The organism is Mucilaginibacter sp. P2_A4, assembly GCF_056405015.1.
This window is the reverse complement of sequence record NZ_JBFUCX010000001.1, coordinates 977417-995646: the sequence shown is the minus strand read 5'-3', so window position 1 is coordinate 995646 and position 18230 is coordinate 977417. Positions and strand designations below refer to the sequence as shown.

General features: G+C 41.4%; 15 protein-coding genes. 6 read left to right on the top strand and 9 right to left on the bottom strand.

What is annotated here, in order from left to right; all coding sequences use genetic code 11:
- Positions 1-11: 11 nt before the first annotated feature.
- From AC1DYB_RS03845 to AC1DYB_RS03825, 5 genes are all read right to left on the bottom strand, one after another.
- Entirely contained in the window at positions 12-1469 is a 1458-nt protein-coding gene (locus AC1DYB_RS03845; RefSeq protein ID WP_477432570.1) for a TolC family protein, read from the bottom strand.
- Positions 1470-1649: 180 nt separating this feature from the next.
- Entirely contained in the window at positions 1650-2027 is a 378-nt protein-coding gene (locus tag AC1DYB_RS03840; protein ID WP_295711847.1) for a hypothetical protein, read from the bottom strand.
- Between the two features lie 213 nt (positions 2028-2240).
- Positions 2241-3227, bottom strand: a complete 987-nt coding sequence (locus AC1DYB_RS03835; protein WP_477432568.1) for a 3-keto-disaccharide hydrolase — start codon at positions 3225-3227, stop codon at positions 2241-2243.
- Between the two features lie 438 nt (positions 3228-3665).
- Positions 3666-4148: a hypothetical protein gene (locus tag AC1DYB_RS03830; protein WP_477432566.1), complete on the bottom strand. Its 483-nt coding sequence runs from the start codon at positions 4146-4148 to the stop codon at positions 3666-3668.
- Positions 4149-4264: 116 nt separating this feature from the next.
- Entirely contained in the window at positions 4265-4606 is a 342-nt protein-coding gene (locus AC1DYB_RS03825; RefSeq protein ID WP_477432564.1) for a HopJ type III effector protein, read from the bottom strand.
- 598 nt (positions 4607-5204) lie between these two features.
- Here AC1DYB_RS03825 and AC1DYB_RS03820 point away from each other — a divergent pair.
- From AC1DYB_RS03820 to AC1DYB_RS03810, 3 genes are read left to right on the top strand one after another with little or no spacing between them, the layout of a single operon-like run.
- Positions 5205-6560 (top strand): TolC family protein, encoded by a 1356-nt coding sequence (locus AC1DYB_RS03820; RefSeq protein WP_477432562.1) that lies wholly within the window; start codon positions 5205-5207, stop codon positions 6558-6560.
- Positions 6561-6591: 31 nt separating this feature from the next.
- Positions 6592-7641: an HlyD family secretion protein gene (locus AC1DYB_RS03815; protein ID WP_295711839.1), complete on the top strand. Its 1050-nt coding sequence runs from the start codon at positions 6592-6594 to the stop codon at positions 7639-7641.
- Positions 7638-9227, top strand: a complete 1590-nt coding sequence (locus AC1DYB_RS03810; protein ID WP_477432559.1) for an efflux MFS transporter permease — start codon at positions 7638-7640, stop codon at positions 9225-9227. The genes AC1DYB_RS03815 and AC1DYB_RS03810 overlap by 4 nt, the downstream gene beginning before the upstream one ends.
- 112 nt (positions 9228-9339) lie before the next feature.
- Here AC1DYB_RS03810 and AC1DYB_RS03805 read toward each other — a convergent pair whose 3' ends face one another.
- The 3 genes from AC1DYB_RS03805 to AC1DYB_RS03795 form a co-directional block, all read right to left on the bottom strand.
- Complete coding sequence (locus AC1DYB_RS03805; protein WP_477432557.1) at positions 9340-9861, bottom strand: N-acetyltransferase; 522 nt, start codon at positions 9859-9861, stop codon at positions 9340-9342.
- Between the two features lie 216 nt (positions 9862-10077).
- The gene (gene mqo / locus AC1DYB_RS03800) at positions 10078-11571 is read right to left on the bottom strand and encodes a malate dehydrogenase (quinone) (protein ID WP_477432555.1); all 1494 of its coding nucleotides are present in this window, start codon (positions 11569-11571) and stop codon (positions 10078-10080) included.
- 306 nt (positions 11572-11877) lie between these two features.
- Positions 11878-12162 (bottom strand): 2Fe-2S iron-sulfur cluster-binding protein, encoded by a 285-nt coding sequence (locus AC1DYB_RS03795; protein WP_477432553.1) that lies wholly within the window; start codon positions 12160-12162, stop codon positions 11878-11880.
- A gap of 282 nt (positions 12163-12444) precedes the next feature.
- Between AC1DYB_RS03795 and mug the strand changes: the two genes are divergently transcribed.
- Positions 12445-12951: a G/U mismatch-specific DNA glycosylase gene (gene mug, locus AC1DYB_RS03790; RefSeq protein ID WP_477432551.1), complete on the top strand. Its 507-nt coding sequence runs from the start codon at positions 12445-12447 to the stop codon at positions 12949-12951.
- A gap of 263 nt (positions 12952-13214) precedes the next feature.
- Positions 13215-14960 (top strand): MOSC domain-containing protein, encoded by a 1746-nt coding sequence (locus tag AC1DYB_RS03785; protein WP_477432549.1) that lies wholly within the window; start codon positions 13215-13217, stop codon positions 14958-14960.
- A gap of 32 nt (positions 14961-14992) precedes the next feature.
- Here the strand turns inward: AC1DYB_RS03785 and AC1DYB_RS03780 are convergent, their stop codons facing one another.
- Complete coding sequence (locus tag AC1DYB_RS03780; RefSeq protein ID WP_477432547.1) at positions 14993-15790, bottom strand: helix-turn-helix domain-containing protein; 798 nt, start codon at positions 15788-15790, stop codon at positions 14993-14995.
- Between the two features lie 697 nt (positions 15791-16487).
- On the opposite strand from AC1DYB_RS03780, the gene ilvB reads away from it, so the two are divergent.
- Positions 16488-18227 carry a biosynthetic-type acetolactate synthase large subunit gene (ilvB, locus tag AC1DYB_RS03775; protein ID WP_477432545.1) on the top strand — a complete coding sequence of 580 codons (1740 nt, stop codon included), beginning with the start codon at positions 16488-16490 and terminating at the stop codon, positions 18225-18227.
- The last annotated feature ends 3 nt before the right edge of the window (positions 18228-18230 follow it).

Here is an 18230-nt window from a genome sequence, read left to right as displayed (position 1 = left end):
TGTTTTTAGTATTAATAGGTGATATCTCCCATCGCTTTCTCCAGGTCAATTTTGCTTGATAGCAGTTGGAAAAGCGAGTTAGTGTAATTGATTTCGGCCGTTATCAGGTTTGATTCCGCGGTGATCACGTTAAGATAAGCTACGATGCCCTGTTTGTATTGCAGGTTTACAACGAAGTAAACACGCCGGGCCATAGCCACATTTTTGCGTTGAACATTAAAACTGAACAGGTTACTTTTGTAACCGGCCAGCCCCGTTGTATATTCCTTATACAGTTGCGATTTTAGGTCGACCTCATCCCAATGAATCAGTTGCTCCTGTAATTGCGATTTGTGTACATTATGCACCCTTGCCAACCCAGTAAATATGGGGATGCTAAGCGATACACCTACAATGGAGCTGGGGTACGATTTTGATAGCAGGTTTGAAAAATTGTTATTAGCATATTGCAAGCTGTAATTAAAAAACCCAGACACCGTTGGCAGGTAAGCATACTTGTAATAATTGGTAAGCTGTTGCTGCAAATCCTTCCGGGTTTCAACCTGGCGGTACTCAATGCGCTTTTCGTATTGTAACTGGCGTGTAGTATCAATTTGAATATCGGCCATCATTTGGGCGGTATCTATGCTCACATTAAAATCCTTTTCTGGTTCGTAACCCATTAGCTGTTTTAAGGCCGCGTATTGTGGGATGATGTTTTCATTGGCCTGCTTTAACTGGGCTACCGAATTATTAAGGGTAATGGTGGCCTGCAGGTAATCGGTTTCGTCCACAATACCACCTTTGTATTGGTGATAGGTATCGCGCAGGTTTTTGCCAAGCCGGGCGGTATCTTCCTTTAAAACATTGATCTGTTGCAAGGTGAGCAGCACATTATAAAAGGATTTGCTTACCGCCGAAAACAGGTATATTTTGGTGCTATCGGTAACCTGTTGTGCCTGCTTTACTAATAAGGGTGCACTTTTAGCCGCATATAAAAGGCCTGGACTTAAAATGGCCTGCGATACTGCCAGCTCCGGGATAAAAGTATTGGTGAAGCTGCTACGAACCGTATTAGTAGAGCCGGTACCCGTGGTTGTGCCGGTATTGGTAGAAATATTTGCATTAGACTGCTGTATATAGTGTACAACATTTCCATTAGCGTTAACCTGCGGCAACCAGGCTGCCAGATTGATGCTGTTGGTAGTGTGAGCAATATCTACATTGATCAGGGCTTTGTTTAAAGCCGGCTGATGTACCAAAGCGTAATCAATACATTGTTTGAGTGTTAAATACTCCCCGCCGTTTTTTCCTGCATCGGTAGCGTTAGGCATTATGAGGAAACCGACGGTACTGGTGTCAGGTACATTTTCAGGTACAGGAAATTGCTTCTTCTTATTATTTTGCGCGGCAGCGGTTAATGATAAAGAAAGTAAGCCTGCAAATAAAAACGGCCTTAAGCCATAAATATTTATTGGTATGCGCGTCATGGCAAAACAGGTTGATGTTATGATGAATGACGTTTAACAGTCATTCTGATTAAATTTTTAAGAAGAAAATGAAATTTGAGAGCATCGAGAATCTAATGGCCGGTAAAAGGCAATGAGATCGACGCGACATTTACTGACGCAGTTAAGTAACCGATCAGCAAATTCAAAAGACGAGTAAACTCAAATCCTGAGCGTGCGCAGGTTGAGATAAGAAGAGGGCGTATGTGAATATACCGCAGCCAAAGTGCCATCCGGCCTTTTTGCAGGGATCAAAGCTGCGCCCCCAATAAGCAGGAACGCGAAAAACAGGACCAGGATCTTGGTCGGGGTTGTTAAATCCTTTCTACTTTCAAAAGAATAAAAGCTCCTTTGAAACTGAACCCGCGGTAAGTTGCTATTACTGTTTTTATGAAGAAAATCTATGGCAGAAGACGAGTGCGGGGCCCTCGCATCATTTTGTCGCGGGAGGTAAGCAATATGAACCAAACCAATAACCTGGTATATCACTAAAAGCGATAGTACTATATATTGCTGTATGGTTTGCTTATACCTTTTCACTTTAGTTGCGTGATTTAACTAATGCAAAAATAGTCCATCGCGCTAAAATGTTTTGTAATGATTTGGATACATTATTGGGGGCCTTGTGTTGGTAACGGTGCGCATGTAGAAAGTACCGTAGGTTTCAAATCCTGAGGCATTTTTGACATGCAGTGAAATTTGAAATAACGTTTCCATAATTCCAGCTATGCAAACGTTATTCCAATCATTTCGTTACTTCGCCGTTGTTATTACAATATTCCTGTAATCAATCGGCCCATGATCTCCCTGGATCAATATCGGGCCGGGCTCGCCTTCCTGGCTGTTTATCGCCCCGCCGGTTATGCCGGGGATTACCTGATCGCAGATTACAGTTTTTCCGTTAGCTATAATAGTTATCATTCTGCCAACCAATGTGATATCATAATATTGCCACTCACCCGGATTTTTCGCCATCATTTTATTTGGCGGCAGGAAGCCATAGATTGAGCTGAACTGGTTATTGATAGGCTCAGGATCGCCACTTTTTGTATCGATGATCTGTAACTCATACCGGCCCCTTAGGTAAACGCCGCTGTTGCTTCCCTGCGGGTACCTAAATTCAATATGTAATTTAAAATCAGTAAAATTTCTATCTGTTATCAGGTTAGCGCCCGAATGAGGGCTTCTCAAAATCCCACCCTCTGCAATCCATTGATTCTTGCCGTCGGTATGCCACCCCTTAACATCTTTTCCATTAAACAATTTCACTGGCGCACCCCAAACCGGGCTTTTAGACCTGATAAGTAGTGGCGCACGGACGCCCGTAAATTCATAGGTCACTCCATCAGTATAAACCATGGTGCCTTTGATTTTATCGCCGCTAACTTCAAATTGAAAATCCATGTTCCTGTTCCCTTCTTCCCATTGCGGAGGAATAGAAAAACTATATTTACCATCATTAGGCTTAACTTCTGAAATAGGGCGTGCGCTTCCAAAAGCATACACAAAACGCCCAATCAGCGTATGGGTACCTGATTTTTGCACCTCTAACCAGGAAGGTAAACTTTTACCAGCTTTGCTGATAGTGAGATCCCACCGGCCAATCACATCGGGGTCTTTCGTTGGTTCTGTTTCACCAGCTGACACCTTAACTACAGAAAAAACAAATAAGAACAGGACAATTTGAATCTGAAAAAAACGGCAAATTGCCTTATTGCCGAACATTGATAAGTTTTTCATATTTTATTTTAACATTTTTTTGTTCCAAACTCTCATATACACTTGCGATGACTCGTTTACTAAAAAAGCTTTTGTCATCCTGAACGACAGTGAAGGATCTACTCTCCGCTATGCTTCTTCGACCTGTACAGTCTGCGAATAGATCCTTCGTTCCTCAGGACGACAAACTTTTCAAACGTCATTTTCCTTCCAGTGTCCTCCGGATAGTAAAACTTGCAATGACAGATTGAAAGGTACTTTTTTTATTTTTCTTTATCTAAAAAATTATCTGATTAGTGCTTTCTATGGCCTATAACCCACTGACAATTAAAAATTCACGTCAGGATTACTGGTAAATCAGTAAACAGCTCGACAGATATTTGTTCTGTTTAGGCTTGTGCCGTTTAGAAGTTTGAGCACTTTGATTTGCCAGCCCGGCAATGACCAGCACGACTGGTTTTAGTTTTTATCGGCGTGACCTATGAAGTACCCAATGATCAATACGATAAGGAGCAGCGCCCAGTAGATATATTGCCGTATTTGCAGTGCATTGATCTTTTTCTGAAGATTGCTGATTTCCGTTTGGTTAGCAAGTTTTTCATTTTGCAGCCGAAGGTTCTGTTGCTGCAATTTGGCCAGTGTACCACCAACTTCAACCGGCTTTTGCTGCGCTAACTGGTAGCGCCGCGTAAAGCCACCTTCTTTGAGGAATTTTTCTCCCTTTGGCTTTAAAATGAGTTTCTCAGGAAGTTCATAATCCCCGTGTTTGCCTGATTCGGCAATTAGTCCTTCCCTAGTCAGCGCCTGTACCATGGCAAAAGCCGAGGCTTCATCCTGATCAAAAAGTGCCAGCAATTGCACGCGCGTAAGGCTGTCTGGTATACCAAAGGCCTCCAGCAGGGTATCCAGCATTTCGCACTCATATTCGTTCAGGTCTGTCATTACCGCTAATTTAGCAATATCTCCTTTACTACTAAATAGATTCAGGATCTATTTAGTAGTATTTCAAAGTCAGTTTACCACCAACCGGCAGTATTTTTGAAAATCAGTCTGTTTTATTATTTTCTAATCAAAGCCTCGCCTTCAAAAACTACCCCCGGCCATCCATGAGCCATAAACTGCCTGATATTTTGATGATCCGTTGCCTGGGGATGAGCCAATACCGCCCGGTAATGTTCTGCAAATAAGTAAAGGGTATCTGCTGCACTTAAGTGATGAAGTTGGGCGAAAGCGAAAACCTTCGCGCTGCCTTGATTTTGCGTCGCCTCATTATAGACATCGCCATTATTAAATGCGGTAGGTTGATGTTGATAGTAGGTATCTATAAATCCAATAACTTCATTAAATATCATTGAATTTTCTTTCAGGGCTTTAATTACATTAAGCAGTTGTTCTTTCATTTAGCATTATTTTTTGTCGAAAATAAAATTAAAAAGCCAGTTCTCCATAAACCTAATGTTTTCGATTTATCAGGAATTTCCAGAGTCCTTAAATATTAACAGTGATACTTTTGATCTTCATTACCCTGAAACCTTTTAACAAATCGCCGATGTGTTAAAAAGTTTCAGGGCCAATTTTAAATCAAAAAGCTTGTTGCCCGTAATAATTTTCTTCTTTAAGCCTGCGATACAGTAATTTTTCCTTAAATTGTTCAATACTAAAAACTAAAACACAGATTTCATTTTATATAAGCGGACCAATAAGTATACGATGTAACTAATGTGCCAATTTTTTTGCAGACGTGAGAAATAAACCAGGTCCGTTGCACCACAGGAATGGCTCAGAATCCGCGTTAAACGTGCCGGGTATAAGGAATGGATCAAGACTTGTGACCCCCAATTGTGGTAGTAAGCTCAAAAATGGAACAGTTACCGTCTCCCTGGTAAAGCGCCCCCAGACTTAAATCAGATCAGACGTTAATTGTACGAGATATTAAAGAAATAAGCTGTTTATCTATAAACCGGGAAACAACAGCCAATGCCATTTAATAACAACGTCATGAGAATAATTACTATTAAGCTTATTATGAAGCTAACAGGAATTTCTTTTTTACTGATTCTTGCTTTGCAACTCGCTTCAAATGCCCAGGTAAATACCGACTCTGGTAATGTTTACCCGCTTTCATTACAACAGGCTATCAATATCTCAAAAAGTAATAATAATTTGGTTAAGGCCGCTCAAAGTGAAGAAAGCGCCAGTTATTCCGATCTGAAGGATGCGAAGAATAATGCGTTTCCATCCATTTTTGCCGGTGCTAATTATCAGCGTTATACAAGTCTTACTTTATATCACGGACTTAACCCCGCTAAATCTGTACCCAAATACCCAACCTCCAATGGAGCCGATGCAAGTTTATCCGCTAATTTTAATCTTTATGCTGGCGGCCGTCAAAAAGCCTACGAAGCTGAGCAAAGTGGCAAAAAAGACCTCGCGACTGTAAATACACAGGAACAAACCGGCAATGTTGGTTTGCAGGTGGTATCTCAATACCTTGATATGGTAAGGTTAAATGACCAGAAGAGATTTATCAAAGAACAGGTGGTTCGCGCCGAAACCCGTTTAAGAAATATCACAGCCTTATATAACAACCAAAAAGTAACCCGGAGTGACGTGTTGCGTGCCGAACTGAATTTATCGGCCGTAAAGCTCAACCTTGAACAAGCTGAAAATGATTTGGAAATAGCCAATCAAAAATTAAACGTATTGCTCAGTTTATCCGACTCTACTAAAGTAGTTCCCCTGGATTCGGCTGCTATGCCAAAGCCGGCTACCGAAAGCTTAATACCCATAGTATTGGGCGCCTCAAAAGATGCCTACGCCATACTCAAAGCCAATGAGAATATCAAAATTCAGGATGCCAGGATCAGGGAGGTAAAAAGTGGCTTTTTTCCTACCTTGTCATTATATTCTGCTTACGGCATCAATTATCCTAATAATATATTCTACCCTCCTGTTGACCAGGCATACTCAATTGGTTTTGTAGGAGTGCGGGTTCAGTACAATATATCATCCACTTACCAAAACAAGTACAAAAAAGCCGCGAGCCGTATCAGGTTGCAAGAGCTGCAATATATTAAGCAGAACATCAACGATAACGTACGCCAGGAGGCCGCGAGCTTGCTCATAAAATACAAGGAAGCGCTTAACCGCATTATCGTAACCGAAAAATCAATAGAACAGGCAAGGGTTAATTATAAAATAGTAAGCGCCAAGTATTTTAATCAGCTGGCCTTACTTACCGACCTGCTTGATGCCGACAATTTATACGAAGAAACACGCTATAACCTGGTACAGGCACAAACCAACGCACAGTTTATTTATTACAGGCTATTATATACATCAGGAAACTTGTAAAAACTCACCAATCCCAACAAAATTATATGTCATGGAAACTTCAGCAAATAAAAAGCGTCATCCGGGAAATTTAATTTTATCCATACTGGCTTTATTAGTTGTGATTGCAGCCGTTGTATACTTTATCAATTATTTTTTAACTGGGAGCAGGTATCTCGAGACGAATGATGCCCAGGTAGAATCATACATCAATCCGGTATCTGCAAGAGTAGGCGGCTTTATTAAAAGCGTTCGCTTCAATGAACACCAGTTAGTTAAAGCAGGCGATACCCTGGTAGTATTGGACGCCAGGGAATACCGTCAGCGTGTAATAGAAGCCGAAGCCGCAGTAGATGATGCTCATGCGCAACTTGGTGTGCTAACCGCAAGCATAGCATCGGCACAAACAAGTACATTGGTGAATAAGGATCAGATAGCCGGCGCAATGGCTCGCCTTGTATTGCAGCAAAAAGATATTAAACGCTATAAAACCCTGATGAAAGAAGAAGCCATTACCGGCGCCGATCTGGAATCTGTTCAATCACGCTATGACGTTTCTTTAAGCGATTATAGTGCCACTCAAAACAACCTTAAAACCAGTTATGCTAAAATAACCGAATTACAATCGCGTAAATCCCTGCTGGCTGCAGACTTAAAAAGAAAGACAGCTGAGCTGGAGCTTGCACGTATAAATTTAGATTATACGATCATCACTGCTCCTTATGCTGGTCGTTTAGGGCGTAAAACTATATTGGAAGGCCAGCAGATACAGCCCGGACAGCCGCTGGTATCCATAGTAAATGAAAAAGATAAATGGGTTACAGCCAACTTTAAGGAAACACAAGTATACGGCATGTACGTAGGGCAGCCGGTTGAAATAAGGATTGATGCTATTGATGATAAAGTTTATAAAGGTGAAATTGAAGCCATCTCCGCATCAACGGGCGCAAAATTCTCCCTACTGCCTCCTGATAATGCTACTGGCAACTTTGTAAAAATTGTTCAGCGCGTGCCCGTAAAAATCAGATTTATAGATACCAATGTAACACCTATAAAAGCGGGTATGAACGTTTTAGTGTCTGTTAAAAAGAAAACAATATGAACACGCCAACCTATTTTAAGCCCTGGCTGGCCAGCTGGAACCTTGGGGGTATCATCGTATTGTTTATAATACTGCTTTCAGGAGTGGTGCAGTTTGCAGCACTTGGCTTTAGCCAAAATTATGTTATCGCTTACTTAGGAGCACAACCAGAAGATATCATTTTTGCCATACAATTAACTTATATAGGCATTATAGTAACGCTGCCTGTTCAGTTCAGGTTTTTAAGGTTCTTTGAAATAAGGGATTATCTTACTATAAATATATTTATTGGTATCATACTCAGCATTGTTTGTATGTATACTACCAATATCACCCTGTTTTTTATCATCAGGTTTTTGCAAGGTGTCATGATCTGTATACTCTCGGGTAGTATATTGGTTTTAATCCCCAGCTTTTTAAAACCAGAATATCGCCAGGCTGTAGGGCCAACCGTTTTTTATGGTACAGTGTTAAGCAGCAGTGTGCTAATTGGCATTGTGGCTGCCAATATATCACTCAATGCCGATTTTAAAATCATATATAATTACCTCATCATATTCCAGGTGTTTGTTTTAATTTTGATAAGAGTAGTATTGAACGCAAAATCAAATATCAAACCTTACCCTTTATATCAAATAGACTGGACAGGTGTGGTGTTTTTTATTACCGGTGCAGTTGCTTTTGCTTACACCATTATTTACGGGTCAAAGTACTATTGGTTTTCGGACCCTCGAATTAATCTTGCTGCTTTTATTACAGTAATAGCCTCCATAGCTTACCTAGTACGCGAATCCATAGTAAAAAGGCCACATGCCGATATCACTGTTTTTAAATATAGAAATTTTTGGATAGGGTTAATACTCCTTGCCATATACTATGGATCAAAGGAAACTATAAATATTATTTTTGGTTATACTGCTTCTGTATTGCAATGGAGTCCAATTGAAGTGGCCTTACTGGGTTTAAGTAATATCGCGGGCTTGATAATATTCATGGTAATTTCGGCAGTCATTCTGGTGCGTCATAAAAATACGGCTATGTATTTTTTAATGGCTGGTTTTGGCATGTTACTATTATACCAGTTATGGATGTACTTTATATTTACACCCGACTTATCATTTTTAGATCTGGTGTTGCCAATGTTTTTCCAGGGCGCAGCTTCAGGATTGCTATTTGTGCCCATTATGATATTTACATTGAGTTCAATACCTGTTACCGCCGGTGTAACCGGGCTTGCAGCTGCCGCTTTTACCCGTTTTGCTTCCTTGCTTAATGCAGGTGCAGGTTTTTATAACATCCAGCTTTACTACAACCAGTTATATAAAGAAAGCTTTTTAAACCACTTGACTGGCGTTGACCAGCAGGTATCTGAAAGACTGGCAGCTTTCAAACAGCTATTCCTGTCAAAAGGATTTAGCGCCGATCAGGCTGCTGTTGCAGCTAATATATCATTAGCCAAAGCGTTAACCATCCAAAGCCAGCTCTTAACCAACCGGGCCTCTTTCATGTTTATTGCGATAATAGTAGCAATAATACTGGTACTGGTAGTGCTGGTATTTATATATCAAACATATACTAAAAGGAACCAGATGAACCTTGCGGTTTAATATAAGGGGAGTGAGATAATACTATTATTTATTACAATTGACCAATCATTCTGATTGCAAGGATCAAGCTTTATGCCGCAAGATTAATGTCCCCTGAATTGCACGCTTAAATTCAAGCCTTCTCTTTAACAAGATAAACAGGCTGGAGTGACAATTCATGCGGAGCAGTGATATCAACGTTTCGTTTGAATCCATAGCTTTCGAAAAAATCCAAATAAGGATTATTTTCGTATTCGCTCATCCAAATCACTTGCTGCATAGTTGATATCGAAAGACATTTTTCAAATAGCGATTTACTAATTAAAGGGTCGTTATACTTAGCTAATACCCCAAAATCAGCTATTCTTACTAAAGTTTTGTTATCAAAAAAGTGCGGTCTTTCTCCTTTGGATGTTACCCTGGCATACCCAGCAGGTTCATCGTCTGCGTAAACGATCAAGTACTGATTGGACATACTATTTAGTTCCACCATCAATGCATCTTTATTAAAATTTACATCGATGTAATCTTCAAGCTCCTGATCAGGAATCTTTCCGGCAAACTGCTCTCTTGCGGTTGCCGCAGTCAGAAAAAATAAGGCATTAATGCCCTCTTCAGTTCCGATTGTGAATTTCGTTACAATTTTAGTTGCCATTTTAATTTTATTTAGATGTTTTTAATCCGGTTAGGTAACGTAATATCTAACGCTACTAAACCGGTATTAATACACTTTTCAGATTTTTAGCCGTCAATCTTTTCGACTTCTGTGCCTGAATACCATATATCTTTCCGGGAACATTACTTTCTGCCTCTTCTATCCGATTCTTTATTTAACAGACGAGAGCGCTCATCGGACGAACATCATATAACCCTAACCAATGCCTAACACTTCGGTAGTGTATAATCGTATTTTTCCTGCAAGCTCTGCATCCTTCGCCAAATTTTTTCCGTAGGATGGTATCATATTTTTCAATTTCATTTGCCAGGCTTCGCTTTGCACCTGGGATGTAAAACAGCGTTCAATAAGATCAAGCATAATGGAAACCGACGTTGAAGCACCAGGCGAAGCACCCAACAAAGCTGCGATACTCCCATCCCGGGACACCACGACTTCTGTCCCAAATTCCAGGACACCGCCGTGCGTAGGGTGCTTTTTAATTACCTGAACACGCTGACCGGCAACTTCAAGCTTCCAATCGGTCAATTTCGCCTCCGGATAATAACTTTTCAACGCCGCAAGGCGGTCATCAGGAGATAGTTTTACCTGATTGATGAGATACCTTGTCAGCGGAATATTATCCAGGCCTGCTCTCACTAATGGATATATATTATTCCATTTTATCGACTTAAATAAATCCAGGAATGAGCCTTTTTTGAGAAACTTAGTAGAGAATCCAGCGTATGGACCAAATAGCAATTTGCGTTGGCCGTTGATAAGCCTGCTATCCAAATGAGGCACCGACATCGGCGGGGAACCTACTTCAGCCTTCCCATATACTTTAACCGTGTGCTGTTGAATTACTGAAGGATTATAACAAACCAGCCACTCACCACTAACGGGAAATCCACCGAAGCCCTTACTTTCAGGAATGCCTGATTTTTGCAACAGCGGCAGAGAACCACCTCCCGCACCGATGAAAACAAATTTACTTAGGAAAAGTTTATTAACTCCGGTCTTTCGATCCTTAACGGTGATGAGCCAATTAGCATTACGGCGTTCAATTTCTGTAACCTCGCTATTCAAACTCAATTTAACTCCGTTTTGTGCCGTTAAAGATTCAATTAAGTTGTTGGTCAGGGCGCCGAAATTTATATCCGTTCCCAGATCCATCTTAGTAGCAGCAACTTTCTCATTATTATCACGGCCGCCCATAACAAGCGGTATCCATTCCCTTAAAAGCGTTGGATCTTCGCAATACTTCATTTTATTAAAAAAATGATGCCCGGTTAAGGCATCGTAGCGGGCCTTCAAGAAATTTACATTGTTTGAACCCCAAACAAAACTCATATGCGGCACTTTCCTGATAAACTCTTCAGGTGAATTTATTAATCCACTTTCTATCAGAAACGACCAGAATTGTTTCGAGATTTCAAATTGTTCGGCAATTTTGATTGCCTTTGTTATATCCACCGATCCGTCTGTTTGTTGGGGTGTGTAGTTCAGTTCGCAAAACGCGGAATGTCCCGTGCCTGCATTATTCATGGCAAAAGAGCTTTCTGCACCAACTTCATCCAGACGTTCAATTACATCAATTGTAAAACCAGGCTGTAGATTTTTGAGCATCGTACCCAAAGTAGCACTCATAATACCCGCGCCAATCAAAACGACGTCTGTCAGCGGGATCATAGATTTGGCATTTTTCATAAAAATAATAGGTAGATGACGAGTTGCTTCTACTTGCACACCCGAAGAAAGATTCGCTTAAATTAAAGTTTATCTAACGCCTGTAAAGTCCAGTTAAAATACAAGTAATATACTATAAATCAACTAGATATAAGCAAATACAATCGTCTTTAACTCCAGCTATCAGCCCGTTTCTACTTTTTTGTTCATACAAAGTTAAGCGCATATGTTTCCTGGTAGCGTACCTAAAACGCCAAATATTTGATGATTCCAGCCAACCCGGGTTTCTTACTTTAAGATGATATTGTAAGGCCTTTTATCAAATTATTAATAGCCGCGTTCAGGCACCAAAACTACCATGTTAGCAAGCTGATCATCAATGGCGACACAGCAAGCCAATACCGCCTTTTTATAATTTCTTTCTTTATTGGTCATTTCAACTAAACAGGTTCCGCAGCTCCCCATACCACAACATAACCCAAAGCCGGGCACTTGTAATACATCTGAAATCAAGACCATCAGGATGTAGTAGCCGTTCCGTTTGGTGCGGATGATATGATCTTCACCTTGAAAATGAAGCGTAAAAATTATCGTTGATTCTTCTGTTATCATAGCTCCTCCGTGAGGATTAGTTTTCAATATGTTTGCGTTGTTCAGGGCTTTCAGCTAAATGAATCCATTCTTAGCCTGGAACCCCATCCTCATTCAAAAAAGATAAAGGCACCATCATTTTTCGCAATAAAGATAAACCATCCGGTATTTTTATGTTTGATACTTTTTATTTATCCGACTTGTCTGCTTTCAAATAAACTTTGACTGGATTAGTAATTAATTTATGTAAAGACCACATTAACTTTGCTGCGAATTTCCACAACGAATGTTTATATCAATCCAATGCAACCAACGCTAACTGATCTTATTGCCAAAGACCTAACGGTTATTTTTTGCGGGATTAATCCTGGCTTAAAATCCGCGTGGGACGGTCATCACTTTTCCGGGCGAAGCAACCGTTTTTGGAAGACTTTGCACAAGGCCGGTTTTACACCCACCGAAATTGAACCTGTAAATGACGCAACTATCCTCGATTTCGGTTATGGCCTCACTACTGCTGTGGAAAGAGGAACAGCCCGCGCTGACGAGCTTTCAAGAGATGAGTTTGACAACTCCATCGAAGTATTCAAAACCAAAATGGCGCATTTCCAGCCGAAATATATCGCGTTCCTGGGCAAACCGGCCTACATAGCCTTTTCCGGGAAAAAGCAAATTTCATGGGGGCATCAACCCGAAGATTTTTGTGGGGCGAAAGTTTGGGTACTACCTAACCCAAGTGGTTTAAATCGGGGATTTATCCTTAATGACCTTATTATCCATTACCGGGAATTATACCTGGCTATTCAATAAAAGCGGGCTACAGTTTACCGATATAGAATTGGTAAACATCTTATTTTCAATTACAAAAGAGCTGTGAGATTTAATGGTTTTTTTTGCGCTTACACTTTTAATAAAGTATTTTTAACTATTTAGAAAATAGGCGAGCAAAATAAATTCCGGCGGAGCTATTTCTGGTATTCGGTCGCAAACAGGAGGTTGCTAATACCCCGTAATCGTGTGAAACGAATTTTTAAATATTGACTAACTGGAAGAAACGAGTAATAAACTGCAGTATGAAAGTCATATCCGTAAATGTAGGCCAGCCACGAGAGATTCCGTGGCGGGGCCAAATGGTTAGAACGTCTGTATATAAAACGCCTGTTGCCGGACGTGTTCGCGTAAGAAAACTCAATTTTGACGGGGACGCTCAGGCGGATCTCATAGGACATGGCGGCGAGCATCGTGCCGTTATGGTTTATCAGGCCGAATCATATCAGTACTGGAGCGACACCCTTCAACGTAAAGATTTTGTTTATGGTCAATTTGGCGAAAACCTTACCGTAGAGGATATGGCCGATAATGAGGTCTGCATTGGCGACCGTTTTCGGATTGGTTCAGCAATTTTCGAGGTCACCCAGCCCCGTGTTACCTGTTGGCGGGTGGGCATAAGTACCGGAGTACCGGAAATGCCTGCTTTGCTTGTTAAACACAAACGGCCGGGGTTTTATTTCCGGGTGATCCAGGAAGGAGAAGTTGGTGCGGGGGATGTGATAGAAAAGATTGCGGATGGGGATGAGAAAATGAGCGTGGCTGAAATTGACGGGTTGCTTTATTTAAAGGACCATCCGGAAGATAAACTGCAAAAGGCTTTAAGAATTCCGGCACTTAGCCAGGCCTGGAATGGATCTTTCCGAGATTTACTGGACGCTGCTTCGAAAGGTTCGGTTAAAGGAAATGCCGGATTGAGCGGGCAAGCCGTTGAACCGCTCGCCTGGACAGGTTTCCGGCCTTTTGTTGTACAGCGTACGCGCATGGAATGTGAAGGAGTGCGCTCCTTTGAGTTGAGTGCAGAAGATGGCACCCCAATGCCTGCTTTTTTACCAGGGCAGCACATCGCAGTCCGGGTACCTCCCACAGAAGACGGTGTTCCGCTGATACGTATGTATTCTCTTTGCGGACCGCAGGATGCACCCAGTTTACGCATTGCAGTAAAGCGGGAAGTTAACGGCGCGGGCGGTATTTATATGCATGAACAGGTGCACGATGGTGATATTTTGGAAATCAGTGCACCACGCGGAACCTTTACCTTGTCCGAAGGTAAAGAGCCGTTGGTGCTCCTGAGCGCTGGAGTAGGTGTTACACCATTATTAAGTATCCTGCACCAGGTCGCCCATCGGGATTCAGCTCGCGAACTTTGGTGGATCCATTCTTGCCGCAATGGGGCTTATGAAGCGTTCGGCGAAGAAGTAAGGTCCCTTGGAAAGCAGTTAACCGCATTTCACCGCGTGGTAGTATACAGTTCTCCTATTGATGGCGAAGCTTGCGGGATTCACTACGACATCAAAGGTCATCTTGATTTACAGCAATTACAAGCGATGCAACTTCCAATGGAAAGTGAGTGTTATTTGTGCGGGCCGCCAACATATCTCCATAATATCACAGCCGCATTGAAAGACATTGGAATAGCCGACAAAAAAATCAAATTCGAGCTATTTGGAAGTTCCTCAGAACCTGTGGCCGAAGGCGGAAAACTCCCTCACCCACCGTCAGATAACACCGGGCAAGGCCCGCTCGTTACTTTCAGTAAAAGTAAAATTTCTTTTCGGTGGCATCCCCGCTTCGGCAGTTTACTGGAAGTCGCAGAGGCTTGTGACATTCCTGTGCAGTGGTCATGCCGCATGGGCGTCTGTCATCGTTGTGAAACGGGTATTATCGATGGAAACGTTACTTATTCGCCAGACCCTCTTGACCTTCCGGCAGATGGAAACGTGCTGATTTGTTGCTCTGTTCCAACAAGCCCCGTTGACCTTGACCTGTAATTAAAAAGCAGGAAGAGAAAATTTAAATTGAACTAAACCAGGGAACTCGTCACTGCGAGATGATCTGAGGGACGGGTTTTGGTAACCTGGTAGAACGTGTTACTAAATGATGATAAACTTTGGTAGCCGCATAAAAAGGCCACATCAGCTAATGAGTGTTCATTTGCAACAATAAGTTGAAACGCTTTCGCCATTCTTAGTAGTTTCAAATATTGTAGAAAAGAAACATTCAAGGTTGATTGAAAGAATCTTGACAAAGTTCTTTCACTAATTCCAAACCTTATGCTTATGCTTCGCAAAGTATGGCTTTCAGAAAGGTTATCTTCCATATATGCCATTATTTTCAACATCCGTTCATTTTCTGTAAACGGTAAAGCAACCGAAAGAATTTGATTACTTACCTGCGGCAAGATGTTTTTTATACTTTGTAAAAAAGCAAATCGTTCGTCACCCGGTAAAACATGCTCATTCCATTGCTCAGTGAATTTGATCATTTGAAAAAGAAGATCACTTATAGGGTAAATCCCCACTTTGGTATAAAATTCATTTTGCGAATCGCCGTTGGTATGAAAAAACAATGTTCTGCACTTAGTTGCCGAATGGCCTATCGTCATGGTATGTTCCACCCCGGCCGGGATCCAAAAATAATGCCGCGCAGGTATAACGAAAAGTTTATCCCGGAATCTTATATATCCCAGACCGCCTTCTACATACGTTAACTGATTTTTGGAATGTTTATGAAACGGAATATACTTTTCACATTTTTCATGCATCACAAATATTGAATCATGGCATAATTCAATTTCCTCAAGAGAAGCTACTAAACTCATTTTATTTATTTCATCTAATTTCCGAATTATCCGCTATTTACCGGTCATATAGCTGTAAAACAATTAAAGCAACTGTTCATTTATTTCAATTCACTACCCGCATGCCCCTCTAATTGCACTTGTGGCTGGAATCATAAAAACTTTGACTATTTCTGAAATGAGATACCAAACTGGGTAGTCTAAATTTGTATTTAACGTTGAAAAGCAAAGAAGTACTTAGATAAGATTAGGCCAATTCAGCGAAATTAAGCCATAAACAGACCGTTTCAAATGATAGTATACTCACAAAGCCAAAAAGCAAAACGTTTTAAGCAACTTTATGAAAGTTCTGTCATTTCTATTGTCGCGAACTCCCGGAATATCGCCCCGGCAAAAATTTTATCCATGGAAAATTACCGGGCATTGGCAACATCCAGCGCCAGGCTTCCCCATTCAAGACAACTGCACAGTGACCGAGTCTAAAAGGTGATGTGTTGACAATTGATAATGAAGATATTATAAGACTTAAACGGGCCGTTAGTCTCAACAAGTTCAATAATACCGATGATCAGCAAGCTGCCTCATTTACGCCGGCTTCTTGTGTTTTCACATCACCCAAATTCAAATAAAAACAAAACCAGGAATTTATGAATGCCCCCTATTTCTAATAGGGATTAAACTATAAACACGTACTCAAATAGTACAAGAATCATACAAAATGGAAACTGCACAACAAAAAGAAGTAACAGAAATATCAACAAGTGAAACAAGGCAAGTATCTGGATCAGTCGCTGTATTAGAAGCCTTGGTTGCCGAAGGCGTTGACGTTATTTTCGGTGTACCGGGAGGTGCAACAATCGCGATATATGATGCGCTATTCGATTATAGCGAAAAGCTTGAACACATTTTAGTTCGGCACGAGCAGGGGGCAATTCATGCCAGTCAGGGATATGCCCGCACATCAGGAAAAGTTGGAGTAGCCATTGCAACAAGTGGCCCTGGTGCAACAAACATGGTAACAGGTATTGCCGACGCCATGATTGATAGCACTCCGGTGGTTTGTATAACCGGGCAGGTTTACGCTCACCTTTTAGGCACAGATGCTTTTCAGGAGACTGATATTATCAATATGTCTACACCGATAACCAAGTGGAATTACCAGATAACAGATGCTAAGGAAATTCCATCTGTTTTAGCTAAAGCCTTTTACATTGCACGCAGCGGGCGTCCGGGGCCTGTGTTGATTGACATCACCAAAAATGCGCAATTGCAAATGTTTGATTATAACGGTTACACTAAATGTAATCACATACGTAGTTACCGGCCAAAGCCAACCGTGCGCATTTCATACGTTGAGCAAGCCGCCGAATTAATTAATCGGGCCAAAAGGCCAATGGTGTTGTTAGGCCAGGGTGTAATTTTAGGCCAGGCCGAGGCAGAATTTAAACACTTCATCGAAAAGTCTGGTATTCCTTATGCATGGACGGTTTTAGGCGCCGGTGCAATTCCATCCGATCATTCACTTAACGTGGGAATGCTGGGCATGCATGGCAACTATGCGCCAAATATGTTAACCAACGAATGCGACGTGCTAATTGCCATTGGAATGCGCTTTGACGACAGGGTTACAGGCCGGTTAGACAAATATGCCAAACAGGCAAAAGTAGTTCACCTTGACATTGATCCGTCTGAAATTGATAAGAATGTAAAATCAACCGTACCCGTTTGGGGCGATTGCAAGGAAACTTTGCCAATGCTGACTGCTTTAATTGAGCAAAAGGACCATACTGACTGGCTGGCGAGGTTCCAGGCATACTACCAGGAAGAACTTAATGAAGTTATCTACCCCGAATTAAACCCTACCTCAGCCGAAATAACCATGGGTGAAGTTATACGGCATCTGAATGATCTTACCAAAGGCGAAGCGGTTATTGTAACGGATGTTGGCCAGAATCAAATGGTGGCCAGTCGTTATACTAAACTCAACAAAACCCGCAGTAATGTAACCAGTGGTGGTTTAGGCACAATGGGGTTTGCTTTGCCCGCCGCAATTGGGGCAAAATATGGTGCACCCGAAAGAACTGTAATAACAATCGCCGGGGATGGGGGCTTTCAAATGACGTTGCAGGAATTAGGCACCATCATGCAAAACAAGATCGATGTTAAAATCATCATTTTAAATAATCGCTTTTTAGGAATGATACGCCAGTGGCAGGAGTTATTTAACGATAGCAGATATTCGTTTTCAAATCTCGAGAGTCCGGATTTTGTGACTTTAGCAGCCTCTTACCGAATTGCAGGAAAGCGTGTATCTGATCGTCAGGAATTACCAGAAGCCTTAAATGAGATGATAAATAGCAAAGGCTCATTTTTATTGGAAGTAATGGTGACAAAAGAAAACAATGTTTTTCCGATGGTAGCGCAGGGATGCAGCTTAAGTGAAATCAGGCTTAAATAATCA

What these genes read in the sequence shown, in the direction of transcription:
- AC1DYB_RS03845 (WP_477432570.1), bottom strand. Translation starts at nt 1,469, where the DNA reads ATGACGCGCATACCAATAAATATTTATGGCTTAAGGCCGTTTTTATTT.
- AC1DYB_RS03835 (WP_477432568.1), bottom strand. Translation starts at nt 3,227, where the DNA reads ATGAAAAACTTATCAATGTTCGGCAATAAGGCAATTTGCCGTTTTTTT.
- AC1DYB_RS03830 (WP_477432566.1), bottom strand. Translation starts at nt 4,148, where the DNA reads ATGACAGACCTGAACGAATATGAGTGCGAAATGCTGGATACCCTGCTG.
- AC1DYB_RS03825 (WP_477432564.1), bottom strand. Translation starts at nt 4,606, where the DNA reads ATGAAAGAACAACTGCTTAATGTAATTAAAGCCCTGAAAGAAAATTCA.
- AC1DYB_RS03820 (WP_477432562.1), top strand. Translation starts at nt 5,205, where the DNA reads ATGAGAATAATTACTATTAAGCTTATTATGAAGCTAACAGGAATTTCT.
- AC1DYB_RS03815 (WP_295711839.1), top strand. Translation starts at nt 6,592, where the DNA reads ATGGAAACTTCAGCAAATAAAAAGCGTCATCCGGGAAATTTAATTTTA.
- AC1DYB_RS03810 (WP_477432559.1), top strand. Translation starts at nt 7,638, where the DNA reads ATGAACACGCCAACCTATTTTAAGCCCTGGCTGGCCAGCTGGAACCTT.
- AC1DYB_RS03805 (WP_477432557.1), bottom strand. Translation starts at nt 9,861, where the DNA reads ATGGCAACTAAAATTGTAACGAAATTCACAATCGGAACTGAAGAGGGC.
- mqo (WP_477432555.1), bottom strand. Translation starts at nt 11,571, where the DNA reads ATGAAAAATGCCAAATCTATGATCCCGCTGACAGACGTCGTTTTGATT.
- AC1DYB_RS03795 (WP_477432553.1), bottom strand. Translation starts at nt 12,162, where the DNA reads ATGATAACAGAAGAATCAACGATAATTTTTACGCTTCATTTTCAAGGT.
- mug (WP_477432551.1), top strand. Translation starts at nt 12,445, where the DNA reads ATGCAACCAACGCTAACTGATCTTATTGCCAAAGACCTAACGGTTATT.
- AC1DYB_RS03785 (WP_477432549.1), top strand. Translation starts at nt 13,215, where the DNA reads ATGAAAGTCATATCCGTAAATGTAGGCCAGCCACGAGAGATTCCGTGG.
- AC1DYB_RS03780 (WP_477432547.1), bottom strand. Translation starts at nt 15,790, where the DNA reads ATGAGTTTAGTAGCTTCTCTTGAGGAAATTGAATTATGCCATGATTCA.
- ilvB (WP_477432545.1), top strand. Translation starts at nt 16,488, where the DNA reads ATGGAAACTGCACAACAAAAAGAAGTAACAGAAATATCAACAAGTGAA.